The following is a 14,504-nucleotide window of genomic DNA, read 5'->3' as shown; positions in this document are numbered from 1 at the left end:
GAGTGCGGGCCCAATTGCGCCCGACCCTGGTTCTCCGAACCACCTTCTTATGCCGTTCCTGTCCGAACGACGCCTATGAGCGACCAGGTCCCCGCGACCGACACGCCGGCCGCGACGCTTCCCCCGAACCTCTCCCGGGACACCTTCGACCGACTCGACCGACTCGTCACCCACGCCGAGGCCCGGACAGAGACGCGCGACGTCGAGGCACCGTTCACCGGAAACGTGGTGTCCGCGGTGCCCGAGTGCGCCCCGGACGACGTCGAACTCGCGTTCGAGCGCGCCCGCAGTGCCCAGACCGACTGGGCCGACCGCGACGCCGAAGCGCGTGCCGCGGTCGCGAAGCGACTGCACGACGCGGTGCTGGACAACCGCGAGGCGCTGGTAGACGTGGTCCAGCTGGAGAGCGGGAAGTCGCGCGCCCACGCCTACGAGGAGGTGCTGGACGTCGCCGCGACGGCCCGGTACTACGGCTACCGGGCGGCCGACCTGCTCGAATCCGAGCGTCGGCGCGGGATGGTCCCGGGCCTGATCCGGGCCGAGGTTCACCACCACCCCGTCGGGGTCGTCGGCATCATCTCGCCGTGGAACTACCCCCTCACGCTCTCCATCTCGGACGCCATCCCCGCCCTCCTCGCGGGGAACGCGGTCGTCTGCAAACCGGCCGAACAGACCCCCTACACCGCGCTGTTCGCGCGCCACCTGCTCCGGAAGGCCGGGCTTCCCGAGGACCTGTTCCAGGTCGTCACCGGGGAGGGCGCCAGTCTCGGCCCCGCACTCGTCGAGGAGTCGGACTACGTCTGTTTCACCGGCAGCACCGCCACCGGCCGGGAGGTCGCCGCGGCCGCCGGCCGGAACCTCGTCGACTGCTCGCTCGAACTCGGCGGCAAGAACCCGCTGCTCGTCCTCCCCGACGCCGACCTCGACAGGGCCGTCAAGGGCGCCATCGGCGCCTGCTTCACGAACGCGGGTCAGCTCTGCATCTCGGTGGAACGCTGTTACGTCCACGAGTCGCTGTACGAGGAGTTCACGGAGCGTTTCGTCGAAGCGACCGAGGCACTCACGCTCGGCCCGGGGTACGACTTCGAGCACGCGGTCGGCTCGCTCGTCTCGGCCGACCAGCTCGAGAAGGTGCAGGCCCACGTCGCGGACGCCCGGGAGCGCGGGGCGACGGTCCACTGCGGCGGGCAGGCCCGCCCCGACCTCGGCCCGTACTTCTACGAACCGACGGTCCTCACCGACCTCCCCGCGGACGCCGACGCCGCCTGCGAGGAGACCTTCGGCCCCGTCGTCTCGGTCACGCCGGTCGACTCCACGACCGAGGCGGTCGAGCGCGCGAACGACTCGGAGTACGGTCTCAACGCGAGCGTCTGGACCGAGAACGAGGACCTCGGCAGGGCGGTCGCCCGCGACATCGACTGCGGGACGGTGAACGTCAACGACGCCTACGCCGCCTCCTGGGCCAGCATCGACGCCCCGATGGGCGGGATGGACGACTCCGGCGTCGGCCGCCGGCACGGCCCCGAGGGGCTCATGCGGTTCACCGAGGCACAGACCGTGGCGGTCCAGCGACTGGCGCTCGGGGACCCCGTCGGTGTCGGGAGCGCCCTCGAGGCGAAGACCCTCTCGGCGGCGTTGCGACTGTGGAAGCGCATCCCGTTCCTGCGGTGAGTCGGGCGTCGCCCCCGACCTGACTGCTAAGGCTATTCGTATAAGAATACTGTTGAAAGATTCGGGGCAGAACTGTCAGGCTAGCTTGCTCTTGTCGACGACCACCAGCTCGGCGTCGCTCCCGCGTTCGATTCCCTTTCGAACCCCACCGATGTGTTCGCTGTGGTCACCGTGTCTGCCCATGACGATGACCTCCGCGCCGATGTCCGCGGCGTAGTCGAGGATGACCTCGTCCGGGATGCCGTGACGGATGTCGGTGACGACGGGGATGCCCTGCGCTTCTGCGGCCTCCCTGACCTGCGACGCGCACTCGTGGCCGTGGTCCTCGGCGAGCACCATCGACGCCTCGTCGGAGCTGAGCGCCGGCGAGCCGAACTTTCGTTCGTCGACGACACAGAGACAGTGCAGGGTCGCGTCGCGCTCCTTCGCCAGGTCGATGGCGTGCTCTGCCGCCTGGTGCGCGTGGTCGCTCCCGTCGACCGCGACGAGTACTTCGGTCATGAATCACAATACGTACAGTTAGAACTTAACGTTTGAGTGCAGAAATTGAAATGTCCTGCTGGCGGTCAGGAGTCGCCCTACCCCTCTGCCTGTCCCGTCGAGGCGAGCCGGGAGAACGCGACCAGCGAGACCAGCAACAGCGTCAGGGCGCCGACGGCCCGCCAGCGCGGGAGGTCGATGCTGGCCGTCCCGGGGACGAGGAACTGGACGGCGAGGACCGAGACGACGATGGCGAGCAGGCCGACGCCGATGGCGCCCGCCGCGTGGACGACCTCGCCGCGGCGGGTCTCGGCGACCTGGCCGACCTCGTGCCCGACCAGCGTCGCGTTCAGCCCGAGGTCCCAGGTGAGCAACGCGCCCGTCATCCCGACGAACACCGCGATGGGCAGGGCGTTCGACAGGGCACTGGCGACCGTCGCGACCAGCAGCAGGCCCGCCCCGAGGGCGAACCCGGTGCTGTCCGCGGGGAGGTACTCGAACGAGAGCACGAACATCACGACGGGGATGACCACGAGCATCACGATGAGCGCCCCGGCGACGATGCCGAGGAAGGTCGCACCCATCCCGTACGTCTCGAACGCCAGCGTGAACGAGGACTGCTCGCCGAACCCGCCGGCGACGAGGCGCACGACCGGGGGAATCGCCGTCACGAGGCCGATACCGATACTCGCGATCACGCCCCCGGCAGAGTAGGCGAGGCTCTTCGGCGGCTGGCGGCCGACCCAGCTCACGAAGAGGTTCTGTGCGGTGCGGGCGAGGACGATGCCCGACAGCAGCAGGATGGCGAGTCCGAAGACCGCGTGGGGAACCCACGAGAGCAGGACTGCCTCGACGAACGACCCGAAGGAGTAGGTCATCGCGAGCGCGGTGTCGAACAGCGCGCGCCCGGCCGGCATGGCCGCGGCGAGCAACTCGATGCCGAGGATGGCCCAGACGCCCCGTGGGACCTCGTGCGCACTCACGCCGAACTGCTCGAGGCCGGTCGACCGGGGGTCGTAGCGCTGGTCGGGCAGCCACTCGTCGAGGACGGCGACCGACCGCGCGAGCAGCAGGCCGACCGCGAGCGCCTCCAGCTGGAGCGCGACGAAGCTCACCAGCGGATGCGCGGTCACGAGCGAACCCAGGGCCGCCACGAACAGCACGGCGAGCGTCGAGAAGAACTTCGCGTGGACGGCCGCGGCGACGATCGCCGCGACGATGAGGACGAGGATGGACCGCGAGAGCGTCCCACCCATCGTCTGGATCGTCTCGTCGTCGATGCCCACGAGCGCCTCGAGGGCGACGAAGGCGACCGCCACGAGGCTACAGGTCATCACCACGGCGACCGCGAACGATTGCTTGAACGTCGAGAGGGCGACGACGATGGCGACGACGCCCGCGACGAACGCGACGCTGCCCTCGGCCCTGTCGCGGCTCTGGTCGGCGTCCAGCCGTCTCGCGCCGTGGGCGATGGCACCGGCGCCGAACAGCCCCAGCACCGCCTCCAGCCCCTGCCCGGCGAGGACGCCGAGGACGAGGGCCGCGATGACGGCGATGCCGACGGCGAGCCGGCTGCTCAGGCGTGCCGGACCGTCGTCGAACTGGTAGTCGCTCACGCCGACCACCTCCGCATCGCCATCTCGATGGCGGCGAACAGCGGCTGGTCGGGGGACCACTCGATGACCTTCGTCTTCCGGCCGCGGAGCGTCCGCAGCCGGGTATCGCGCCTGATGGACTCGAGTTTCGAGCCGGCGGACTCGTCGGAGGTCACGTCGGGCGAGACGACGCGGACCTCGTGGCCGGCCGCGCGCAGGCGACGGAGCGTCTCGAACGGGCCGTCGTCCATCATCGGCGTCACGAAGACGACCTGTGCCTCGTTCGGGATGCGCCGCCGCAGCCAGTCGACGCGCCAGCCCCCGTCGGGCGTCGGTTTCGGGGCCGGCCCGTCGGTGTCCTCCGGGGTCGGGGCCTCGCCCTGCCAGGAGTCAGCGCCGCCGTCGTCGTCGGCGGTCGCGTTGGCGTCGGCGTCGGCGCCGTCGGCGACCGGGATGGTGGTCGAGGCGGCGAGGCTCAGGTTCTTTCGGATGCGGACCGCCTGCTCGTCACCGGTACCCGGTTCGAGGTAGTCGAAGGTCCCGCCGTACCGGGCGAGGCCGACGCGGTTCCCGTCGTTCAGCAGGGCCCCACAGAGCCGGCCCGCGGCGTACATCGACAGTTCGACGCCGTCGGGTTCCTCCGGGCGCCGGGAGATGCGGGACTCGTAGCGCGTGTCGACCACGACCACGACGCTCGCGGCCCGGCTCTCGCGGAACTCGACGGTCCGGAGTTCGCCGGTCCGGGCGAAGCGCTTCCAGTCGATGCGGTTCATCGGGTCCGACCGCTGGTACTTGCGCACCTGGTAGAACTCGGTGCCCTCGCCGCCGGTGTCGGTCTCGATGCGACCGGTGTAGGAGATGGTGCGATTGCCCAGTGGCACGTCGTCGATGCCGGCCCGGCAGGAGATGCGGTCGGGGAGGTCGACCGCGGTCTCGGCCTTCGTCGCACCGCTGATGTTGCGGGTGACCAGCGTCGCCTGCTCGAACTCGTGGACGCCCCGGCGCGCCTTGATGGTGTACGTGAACGTCTCCTCCTCGCCGGGGAGCAGGCTGGTCAGGTGTCGGGGGGCGCCCGAGACGACCCCGAGCGTGTCCGGCACGCCGTCGACCACGCGAACGTCGGCGACGGGCGAGTCGGACTCGTTGCGGACGGTCACCGTCACCTCGACGTCCTCGCCGGGCATCGGTGACGTCGTCGAGAGCGACCGCTCCACCGCCAGGTCCAGCGACGGGGGCCGGGTCGCGTAGCCGTAGGCCGCGTAGCTCAGCCCGATGGCTGCCGCGAGGAACAGCGTGGTGTTCTTCGTGAACAGCCCGAGGGCGCCCATCACGAGGGCGGCCGTCAGGCCGACGTTCCAGCGTCCGGTGTCTACTGTCGTCATCGTTCGACCTCCGTTAGTTCTGCGCGCTCGGCGATCTCGTCCACCGTGTGGGTGACGTGTCGTTCGAACGCCTCGCCGCTCAGCCAGTCGTAGAACTGCATCTTCAGGGGCAGGTCCGGAGCCGCCTCGCCGCCGAGGTAGCTCGCCGCCCGCGGGTCGTCGGTCCAGGTCCCGCGTTCGAGGTGGGCTTCGGCCTCCTCTCGGGACCAGTTCTCCGAGCGCTGCAACACGTCGAGAGCGACGGCCCGGACCTGCTTCTCGACCTCCAGTCGTTCACGGCTCTGCCACCAGGTGCGGGACTTCGAGTCGGGCAGTTCGCCGGTGAGGGTCTCGACCGAACTGTCGAAGGACTCGCCGGCGGATTCGCGCGCCTGGTACCGCGCGCTCTCGGGGAACGCCCCGTCGAGGACGGCCCGTGGTTCCTCGCGTTCGGTCCGGTAGAGGTGGAGCGCGCCGATGATGCCGCCGGCCATGCCGAGGAACAGGACGGTGCCGCGACTCGTGAGGATGCCCTCGACGTACGGTCGCGTGGGTTCCATCGGGTATGGGAGGAACGCGAGCACGAGCGCGCCGAGGAAGGCCCCGACGCCGACGAGCAGGAGCACCAGTCGGCGGTCGAAGATGCGGCCGAACGCGCGCCCGGAGGCGTTGCTCAGTTTCCGGACGGGGCCACGCCCACTCATGAGTCTCCCTCCAGTCGCTGTGCGATCTGTCTGATCGCGTCACGGGCGGCCTGCGTCCGGGAGTCGTCCGGCGGGTACTGGCCGTACCGCACGTCCTGGAACGCCCGGGTGAGGCGCTGGACGGCGTCGGCCGGGAGCCCGTGGTCGATGGCTGCCCGGGCGTACTCGGTGGGCGTCTGAGACGGGTTCCGACCGGTCGGGAGCTGGTCGACCATGTACTCCCACGCCTCCTCGATGCTGGGCGGCGACGGCTCGTGTGCGCCGGGGTCGGTGAACGGTTCCTCGTCGGCGGGTTCGCCGCGAGGGTCGTCCGGCGTATCCTCGCTCCGGCTGAGCCAGTTCCGCGAACTCACGCCGCTGGAGATGGCGGAGAAGCCACCGGTCAGGGCGCCGAGGCCGCCACCGAGGCCGCGTGGGATGGAGAGCAGGCCCTTGCCGAGTGCGGCCGGGACGCCGACGAAGAGGGTGCCGGCGGCCGAGCCGAGGCCGGCCGCGACCGCGCCGAGCCCACGAGCGAAGTCGTTCGCGGCGCCCCCGATGGCGTCGAGCAACTGCGGGGCGGACGCGGAGGTGCCGACGATGAACGCCATCGTCGTCTGCGGGATGGTCAGGAACGAGGCGCGGATGTGCAAGGGCGGGAGGCCGGGGAGCTTGAGGACCCAGCCGTCGAAGTCGGGGCGGGACTGTCGTTCGACGTGCCCGACCGTGACGACGAGGACCATCCCGATGCTGGTGAACGCGACGAGCCCGAGGAACAGGAGCACGACCGAGCCCAGGTTGATGCCGCCGCGGTCGGTACCGCTGTCGACACCGGCCGGTCGGTCCGTGGTGGTGGTCGTCGTGTCGTCGGTGCTGTCGCTCGACGTGGTCGTCGTCGACGTCGTACTCGTCGCGGGCGTGTCGGTCGACGTTGCAGTCTGGGAGGGCTGCTGGCCGCCCGGGCCGCCGGTCCCGCCGGCTGCGGGGCCACCGGGCCCCGCGGCATCGCCGCCCGCACCGACACCGGCCGGGTACGTCCCGAACCCGGATGCGGGGAGGAGCGAGGCGGCGAGGATGACCGTCAGGACGGCGACGACCGCGACGGCCGCGCGACTCAGGTCGTATGCCACAACAGTCATACTTGTCCAGCGGGTTAAATATATTCTCATCATCTGATGCCTTCCATCAGGGAATTATCCACCCCAGTCGCGCCGTGGTCCCGCGACAGCCGGTCTAACCTTCCACCAGAAACGGCGGAATTGCGGGCTGTTGATGGGTTTCAGGGGCGATACGCTCCACTCGGCTGAATCGCAGTCGACAGGGGTCGAATATGCTCACCGATGTGGGAGGACGGGAAACCGGGACGGTCAACCAGTCGGAAATGTTTTAGTTTCATGGGATAAATTCACTGTCGAATGGAACGCGATTCAGACCTCACCGCGCGCATCCTCCTCACGCTCGCGCTCATCCTCGTGGCGGACCTCGCCCTGGTCTCGGTCGCCGCGTACATCCTCAGCCCGTGGCTCGCGTACCCGCAGGCCGCCCTGGCCAGCGCGCTCGGGGTCGAGGCGTCCCCGCTCGTGTGGGGTGCCGTCGTCGTCCTCCCCGTGCTCGCCGTCTTCGTGTGGGCGCAGTTCCGGTACAGCCGCCGCGAACTCCTCGCGGAGGTCGACGCGCAACCGGTCTCCCCCGCCGAGTACCCCGACCTCCACGCCCGCCTCCAGCGCCTCGCGACCCAGGCCGACATGCAGAAGCCGGCCCTCGCCATCGCCGACACGTCGGTCCCCAATAGCTTCGCCGTCGGCGGGCTCAGGAACGCGACCGTCGTGGTCAGCACCGGCCTCCTGAACGAACTCGACGACGACCAGCTCGACGCCGTGCTGGGCCACGAACTCGCCCACGTCCGGAACCGCGACGCCGCCGTCATGACGCTGGCGTCGTTCGTGCCGGCACTCGTCAGCGACGACTTCAGCGTCTTCGGCACGCGCTCGCTGGGCTACCTGTTCTGGGGCACCGTCCTCGTCGTCCTCTACGGCCTGAGTGCAGCGTTCATCGACGCGCCCTTCCTCTCGGTCGGGTACACCGTCTCGTTCGTCATGATGCTCGTGCTCTCGGCCGTCCTCGGTGGTATCGCCCTCGGCGTGGTCGGCGCGATGGTCCTCGGCCTCAGCCAGAACCTCTCGCAGTACCGCGAGTACGTCGCGGACCGGTCCGGCGCGCTGCTCGCGGGGAACCCGGCCGCCCTCGCGTCCGCCCTCCAGACCCTTGACGAGGGGGTCGCGACCCCGACGCAGGACCGCCGGCAGTACGCCGGGGTCGAGGGCCTCTGCCTGCTCCCGTACGGGTTCAGCGACGAGGACCCCGCTGCAGAGGGCGAGTTCACCGTCGAGACGCGCTCGCACCCGCCGACGGCGCAGCGCATCGAACGATTGCAGGCGCTCCAGCGCGAGCTGTGACTGGCCCGCGAGCGGGCCGCAGACGGATGCGACAGCGTGCCAATCCAAACTATTGGCATGTCCATTGAAGGGGGGAGGACCACTCCATGAGATATGAGCAATCCAGACGGACGCCAATCACGGCGTGGCGAGACCGAGGCAGGGAACACGGAGGAACTGGCGAACGGAGGCACAGCGGAGCCGAAGTCGGTCACGACCCGCTGTGCGAACTGCGAGACGCCCGGTGCGACCGCGCTGATTCCGAGAGATAGCTCCATCTCCGAGTGTAACGAGACCGCCGACGGGAAGGTCTGGGGCAACTGCGAGTCGTGCGGCGAGCGCTTCGACGTCTACTTCGAGAAGAACTGAGCGACACGGTCGCTGTTCTGACACGTCTTCTGCTGTCTCACCGACACGCCGCGTTCAGGCCGCCGCGTCGGTCATCGCGTCGAGTCGTGGCACCCTGACGGTCACCGTCGTCCCGGTCGAATCGGCTCGCTCGATGGCTATCGTCCCGCCGCTGGCCCGGACCAGCCAGGTCGCGATCCAGAGGCCGATACCGCTGCTGTGTGCGAGCGGTCGCTCTGTCTGCTGTTCGAGGACGTTCCACTCCGTCTCGGGGAGGCCGGGGCCGGAGTCGACGATGCGGAACTCGACCCACTCGTCGTCCACGACGCCGACACTCACCCGTGGTGGCGACGCTCCCGCACCGTGTTCCAGGGCGTTCTCGAGGAGTTCGAGGAGGGCGGGCTGGACGATGGCCAGGACGGCATCGTCTCCCGTCTCGTCGACGAGTTCGACGTCGCTGTCGTCCCGTTCCGTCGCGGCCGTCGCGAGCACGTCGAGGACCGCCTCGACCGGCTGTATGTCGTCTCTGTCCCGCTGGAGCAGGTCCTGTATCTTCCGGGCCTTCACGCTCTCCTCGAGGAGGCGGTCGCAGGTGGCGAGTATCGACCCGAGGTGGCGCTGGCCGTCGGGGTCGTCGACCACGTCGGCGGCGAGTTCCGCGTTCCCCTTGATGATGTTCACGCTCGTCCGGATGTCGTGGCGCAGCACGCGGTTGAGCACGTCGATGCGCTGCTGGTCGAGGATGCGTTCGGTCACGTCGTTCTGGATCGCGACGTAGCCCGTCACCTCCCCGTCGTCGAGGATGGGGGCGATGGTCTGGATGGCGGTGTACTGCTCGCCGGACTTCCGCCGGTTGACGACCTCGTCCTCCCAGACCTCGCCGCGGCCGACGGTCTCCCAGAGTCGCTCGAAGTAGGCGTCGTCGTGCTCGCCGGACCTGAGTATGCTCGGGTCGGCGCCGACCGCCTCCGAAGCACTGTACCCGGTGATCTCCTCGAACGCCGGGTTGACGTACTCTATCGTCCCGTCCACGTCCGTGATGTAGACACCCGTCCCTGCCTGTTCGACCGCGGCACGGAACCGGCGAAGGGCCTCCTCGCGCTCGTGCTGGTCGGTCACGTCCTGCTGGAACCCCACGAAGTTCGTCACCGCGCCGTCCGCGTCGGTGACCGGCGCGATGCTCACCCGGTTCCAGAACGAGGCCCCGTCGGGCCGGTAGTTCAGGAGTTCGACGGTGACCGGCCTGCCCGCGTCGATGGCCGTCCGCATCGCCGCGACGGCTGCCGGGTCGGTGTCCTCGCCCTGCAAGATGCGGCAGTTCCGGCCGAAGAGTTCGTCCTGGCCGTACCCGGTCAACTCGGCGAACCGCCGGTTCGTGTAGACGATGGGGTTGTCCGGGAGCGACGGGTCACTGATGGAGATGCCGACGGGCGCCTCGCCCATGGCGCGCTCTTTCAGTTCGAGTTCGTGTTCGCGGCGTTTCCGGTCGCTGACGTCGCGGACGACGCCCTGGACGAAGACGTTCCCGTCGCCGTCGTGGACCTGACTGGCGCTCACCTCGACCGTGACGTGCTCCCCGTCGACGTCGACCAGCGTCAACTCGACGTTCTTCTCGACGCCACCGTCTCTGACCCGCATGAAGTTCTCGAGTGCGTCCTCGCGGCTCTCCTCGGCTACGAACCGGTGGAACGGCAGGTGCAACATCGCCTCGGGCTCGTACCCGAGCAACGTCTCGACGGCGTTCGAGAGGTAGACGAACGTCCCGGCGTCCGTGGTTCGGAAGATGGTGTCGGGACTGACCGCCGCGATCTCGCGGAAGCGTTGCTCGCTCTCGCGGAGTTCCTCGACCGTCCCGCGGTTCTCGATGGTGGCCGCGAGGACGTTCGCGACGTTCTGGACGAACGTGACGTCCTTCTCGGAGAAGGTCCGCGAGACGGTGGAGTGCGTCCCGAGGACGCCCCAGGGCTCCTCGACCGGCCCGATTCCGACGCTGACGCCGGCGACGATACCCTGGTCCACGAGCAAGGAGGGACGCTGGAACCGGTCCTCGTTCGCGAGGTCCTCGACGACGACCGGCCCCGCAACCGACAGGGTGTAGCCCGCCTGCGAGGTTTCGTCCACGCCGACCGTGGCGGTGCCGAGGAGGCCCTGGTCGAAGCCCTTGCCCGCGACCAGCCGCAGGTGGGTCCCGTCGTCGGAGAGCGCCAGCACCTTCGCGTACTCGGTCCCGAGGCAGTCGACGAGGGCGTCGCAGGCCTGGTCGAACAGGGACGCGAGGTCGAGCCGACCGAGGGCTGCCCGGCCCAGTTCTGCGACCGCCTCCTGCTGGCGACTCCAGTCTTCGAGGTCCTTGCTGGCGCGGTAGGCCTCGACCGCGTTCCGGATGCGGTTCGCGAGGATGGTGTACTGCTCGATACCGGTGCCCTTCTGCAGGTAGTCGGTCACGCCCGCGGAGATGGCGGCGCTGGCGATCTCCTCGGACCCCTTCCCCGTGAAGAGGATGAAGGGCAGGTCCGCGTCGTACTCGCGGACGAGTTTCAGGAACTCCAGCCCGTCGACCTCTGGCATGTCGTAGTCGCTGACCACGCAGTCTATCTCGCCGCCGTGGAGTACCGCTATCGCATCGGCGACGTTCGTCTCGGTGACGATCTCGAACCCGCTGTCGTCACGTCCGAGCAGCTCGGCCGTCACCTCCCCGAAGCTCGCATCGTCTTCGACGTGGAGGACACGGACAGCAGTCATGTGAGATGTAGGGCCCGAGAGATGGTCTTCCTTTTGTCTCGATTCCGGTCACATCAGGAAATCCTCGGGCAGCCGACGATGGTCTGCTGGCCTGCCCTCCTCCGTTCCTTCGCCGGCACCCCCGGGTTTACGTCACGCCCCGGCGCACGTCCCGGCATGCACTTCGAGGACATCGCGGTCGGCGACACGCTCACGACGGCTGGCCGGACCATCACCGAGGCCGACCTCGTGAACTTCGCGGGGGTCAGTGGCGACTTCAACCACCTCCACACCGACGCGGCGTCGATGGCCGACTCCGACTTCGGGGAGCGCATCGCCCACGGCGCCCTCGTCTTCTCGATGATGACCGGCCTGCTCTGGCAGGCACGCGACGCCGACAGCGGACTGGTCGCCCTCTACGGGGTCGACCGGGTGCGGTTTCGCAACCCGGCGTTCGTCGGCGACACCATCCACGTCGAGACGGAGGTCGTCGAGAAGGAGCGTCGCGAGCACCCGACCGCGACCGGCGTGGTCCGGTACGAGGCCGACGTCGTGGCCGACGACGAGAAGACGGTGCTCTCGTGTGAACTGCTGGCGCTGGTGAAGTGAGGTCCCATATTGGGGTCGACTCCTCACCCGGTCCCCGGGTCCTCGCGCCGGTTCTCAGCGACGGCGATGTAGTTGGTCCCGAGGGCGAAGCTTCTCACGAGTTCGGTCCGGTCGAATGCCGCGTGGAGTTCGTCGAGGACCGATTCCTCGTCGTTCCAGTTGCCGAAGAGCCGATAGAACCTGCGGACGACCGGGTTAAGGACGGTCCCCGGGCCCGCCGGGACGAGGCGGATGTCGTAGAGCGCGAACCGGCCTCCGGGACAGAGCGCCTCTGAGACGTTCCTGACGGTCGACCGGACGTCAGGTGTTGCACTCACGGCGGTCGTGGCGAGTACGCCGTCGAGCTGGTCGGCCTGCACGTGTGGGGCAGTGGCATCGGCTTGGACGAGTGAGACGTTCTGCCAGCCTCTTTCCTCGAGGCGGGTTCGGGCCCTGTCCAGCATCTTCCGGCTCAGGTCGAGGCCGATGACCTGCCCGCCGGGGCCGACGGCCTCCCGGAGCATCGCGAGGTTGACGCCCGGTCCACAGCCGAGGTCCAGCACGGTGTCGCCGGGTTCGACCCCCAGTTGCTCGACGGTCTCCCGACGTATCTCGACGGTATCGCGTTCTATCAGCCCCCAGTGGGAGCTCCAGAAGTCCCATCGGCGCTTGCTCCGTTCGAGTTCCCGGCGGTGGCCGCGGTCACGTCGACCGTGGTCCGCTGGCTTCTCTCTCCTGGTCATGTGTCCGGTATACACCGTCGATGTGGTCGACCTCGGCGCCGCAGGTATCAGGTCGACAGCAGGTCCGCGCCGCCGGTGATGCCGATGACCTGCCCGGTGATGTAGCGGGCGTGCTCGCTGGCGAGGTAGCACACCATCGGGGCCACGTCGTCCTCGCGGCCCAGTTCCTTCATCGGGGTGGCCTGCCGGAGGCGCTCGAACTGCGGGTTCATCTGCTCGAGCTGCTCGGGTGGCAGGTCGGCGAGGTCCTCCACGACGATGCTCGGCGCGAGCACGTTCGAGGTGACGCCGTCTTTCGCGCCTTCCAGCGCCAGCGTCTTCCCGAAGCCGACCAGCCCCATCTTGGTGGTCGAGTACGACACCTGTCCGAAACTGCCGTGGGTGCCCGCGATGGAGGCCATCGTGATGACCCGGCCCCAGCCCCGCTCTCGCATGCGGGGGAACACCTCCTTCGTGACGTTGTAGGCACCGGTCAGGTTGAGTTCGAGGTCGCGGTCCCAGAGGTCGTCGTCGAAGTCCCCCATGCGGGCGACGGCGTCGACGAACCCGGCGTTGTTCACCAGCACGTCGACGCCGCCGGTCTCCTCGCGGACGGTCGAAAGCGTCTCGCGGACGTCCTCGCGGTCGGTCAGGTCACAGGTGACCGCCAGCGCGTCGCCACCGTCGTCCTCGATGTCGCTCACGACGCGCTCTGCGCCGGCTTCGTCCACGTCCAGCACCACGACCTCCGCGCCCTCGCGGGCGAGGTGTCGTGCGTCTTCGCTGCCGAGACGACCGGCCCCGCCGGTCACCAGTGCGGTCCTATCGGAGAGTCCGAGGTCCATGCCCGGTGCGTCTCGTGGCCCCTACAAGAGTGTGCGGGTTGCGGCCGTCTCACACGGATTCCGGCTCGATGTCGATGACGGCCATCGACTCGTCGTAGACGAGTTCGAGTTCGTCGCCGTCACAGGGGACCGTGATGGCGATGCGGAGCGGGTCCTCGCCGACGAGCTCCTGGCCGAACTCCCGCCCCCGGACGAAGTAGTCCCACGAGAGCGGGTCGATACCGGGCTCGCGCTGGTAGAAGAACGAGATGACCGCCGGGTGCCACATCACGGTCGCCCAGGTGGGGAACCGCCAGGTGAGCTTGCAGGCTGGACACCCGTAGTAGGCGATGGCCCACATCGTCGACCCGCAGTTCTCGCAGGGGTCGCTCCCCTCGCTCTCGTGGTCCCGACAGACCTTGACGTCGATAGTCGGCTCCGTCGAGCAGGTCGGACAGACGCCCGCGAGCATCGACTGGGTCTTGAGCGAGACGCGTGCGATGCCCGCGTCGAATATCTCCCGCGGGTCCCGGTTGGCCAGCCCCATCGGTGGCACCTGGAACGCCGCGAGCTTCCCGGGCGGCGACGGGTACGAGCCCGGACATTCGGTACACCGGAGCGTCAGCGTCTCGTCGTCGTACTGTACTGTGGTCTCCGTCCCCCCGCAGACGGCACAGGTCACGCCCACGTGCGTTTGTTCCATCGAGACGTGTTCGACGCCGGTGCCCGACACGACGGTCTGGACGATCTGTTCGCCGGCGTCCGAGAGTGCGTACCCGTCGTCGGTGGACTCGACGAAGTGGCCCTCTAACTTCCCGAGGTGGTAGTTGAAGTTCCCGGAGTCACGCACCCCGACCTCGTCCATCAGGTCGGAGTAGCTGACCGGGCTGGAGTCGAGGGGTTCGGAGAGCTTCCACAGCGCCTGGAGGATACCGAATCGCGTCTCGTTGCCCAGCAACGAGAACGCCTTCTCCGGCCGCACCTCGACATCGGCCTCGAACCCCTCCTGTGACATGGATACACGTTCTAGGAGGAACGGTATAAATCGAACTGCCTGCTATCGCATGTCTGAAATA

Annotated in this window: 13 protein-coding genes; 4 read left to right on the top strand and 9 right to left on the bottom strand. The window is 68.7% G+C overall.

The features are described 5' to 3' along the window. Nucleotides 1-75 precede the first annotated feature (75 nt). Nucleotides 76-1,671: a succinic semialdehyde dehydrogenase gene (locus NOV86_RS20375; protein ID WP_267643663.1), complete on the top strand. Its 1,596-nt coding sequence runs from the start codon at nucleotides 76-78 to the stop codon at nucleotides 1,669-1,671. Nucleotides 1,672-1,746: 75 nt separating this feature from the next. Here NOV86_RS20375 and NOV86_RS20370 read toward each other — a convergent pair whose 3' ends face one another. The 5 genes from NOV86_RS20370 to NOV86_RS20350 form a co-directional block, all read right to left on the bottom strand. Beyond that, nucleotides 1,747-2,172 carry a universal stress protein gene (locus tag NOV86_RS20370; RefSeq protein WP_267643662.1) on the bottom strand — a complete coding sequence of 142 codons (426 nt, stop codon included), beginning with the start codon at nucleotides 2,170-2,172 and terminating at the stop codon, nucleotides 1,747-1,749. Nucleotides 2,173-2,249: 77 nt separating this feature from the next. Continuing rightward, complete coding sequence (locus NOV86_RS20365; protein WP_267643661.1) at nucleotides 2,250-3,767, bottom strand: DUF7519 family protein; 1,518 nt, start codon at nucleotides 3,765-3,767, stop codon at nucleotides 2,250-2,252. Then, on the bottom strand, nucleotides 3,764-5,128 hold the full coding sequence (locus NOV86_RS20360; protein WP_267643660.1) for a DUF58 domain-containing protein: 1,365 nt from the start codon (nucleotides 5,126-5,128) through the stop codon (nucleotides 3,764-3,766). Before NOV86_RS20360 ends, NOV86_RS20365 begins: the two co-directional genes overlap by 4 nt. Next, nucleotides 5,125-5,811, bottom strand: a complete 687-nt coding sequence (locus tag NOV86_RS20355; protein ID WP_267643659.1) for a DUF7269 family protein — start codon at nucleotides 5,809-5,811, stop codon at nucleotides 5,125-5,127. Before NOV86_RS20355 ends, NOV86_RS20360 begins: the two co-directional genes overlap by 4 nt. After that, a complete protein-coding gene (locus NOV86_RS20350) occupies nucleotides 5,808-6,929 on the bottom strand; it encodes a DUF4129 domain-containing protein (RefSeq protein WP_267643658.1) in 1,122 nt (373 codons plus the stop codon). The genes NOV86_RS20355 and NOV86_RS20350 overlap by 4 nt, the downstream gene beginning before the upstream one ends. Before the next feature lie 276 nt (nucleotides 6,930-7,205). Here NOV86_RS20350 and NOV86_RS20345 point away from each other — a divergent pair, with 276 nt between their 5' ends. Together NOV86_RS20345 and NOV86_RS20340 are read left to right on the top strand one after the other, a co-directional pair. Then, nucleotides 7,206-8,246 (top strand): M48 family metalloprotease, encoded by a 1,041-nt coding sequence (locus tag NOV86_RS20345; RefSeq protein WP_267643657.1) that lies wholly within the window; start codon nucleotides 7,206-7,208, stop codon nucleotides 8,244-8,246. A 93-nt stretch (nucleotides 8,247-8,339) separates the two neighbouring features. Then, nucleotides 8,340-8,594, top strand: coding sequence for a hypothetical protein (locus tag NOV86_RS20340; RefSeq protein WP_267643656.1), 255 nt, complete (start codon nucleotides 8,340-8,342; stop codon nucleotides 8,592-8,594). Between the two features lie 54 nt (nucleotides 8,595-8,648). On the opposite strand, the gene NOV86_RS20335 is transcribed toward NOV86_RS20340, so the two are convergent. After that, nucleotides 8,649-11,315, bottom strand: coding sequence for a PAS domain S-box protein (locus NOV86_RS20335; RefSeq protein ID WP_267643655.1), 2,667 nt, complete (start codon nucleotides 11,313-11,315; stop codon nucleotides 8,649-8,651). A 156-nt stretch (nucleotides 11,316-11,471) separates the two neighbouring features. Here NOV86_RS20335 and NOV86_RS20330 point away from each other — a divergent pair, with 156 nt between their 5' ends. After that, nucleotides 11,472-11,903 (top strand): MaoC/PaaZ C-terminal domain-containing protein, encoded by a 432-nt coding sequence (locus tag NOV86_RS20330; RefSeq protein WP_267643654.1) that lies wholly within the window; start codon nucleotides 11,472-11,474, stop codon nucleotides 11,901-11,903. A gap of 23 nt (nucleotides 11,904-11,926) precedes the next feature. Here the strand turns inward: NOV86_RS20330 and NOV86_RS20325 are convergent, their stop codons facing one another. From NOV86_RS20325 to NOV86_RS20315, 3 genes are read right to left on the bottom strand one after another with little or no spacing between them, the layout of a single operon-like run. Next, the gene (locus tag NOV86_RS20325; RefSeq protein ID WP_267643653.1) at nucleotides 11,927-12,625 is read right to left on the bottom strand and encodes a class I SAM-dependent methyltransferase; all 699 of its coding nucleotides are present in this window, start codon (nucleotides 12,623-12,625) and stop codon (nucleotides 11,927-11,929) included. Nucleotides 12,626-12,672: 47 nt separating this feature from the next. Next, complete coding sequence (locus NOV86_RS20320) at nucleotides 12,673-13,449, bottom strand: SDR family NAD(P)-dependent oxidoreductase (protein WP_267643652.1); 777 nt, start codon at nucleotides 13,447-13,449, stop codon at nucleotides 12,673-12,675. A gap of 49 nt (nucleotides 13,450-13,498) precedes the next feature. Continuing rightward, entirely contained in the window at nucleotides 13,499-14,443 is a 945-nt protein-coding gene (locus NOV86_RS20315; protein ID WP_267643651.1) for a winged helix-turn-helix domain-containing protein, read from the bottom strand. Nucleotides 14,444-14,504 lie beyond the last annotated feature (61 nt).

This window comes from Haloarchaeobius amylolyticus, assembly GCF_026616195.1.
Classification (GTDB): domain Archaea; phylum Halobacteriota; class Halobacteria; order Halobacteriales; family Natrialbaceae; genus Haloarchaeobius; species Haloarchaeobius amylolyticus.
This window is presented reverse-complemented; position numbering and strand designations above follow the sequence as displayed.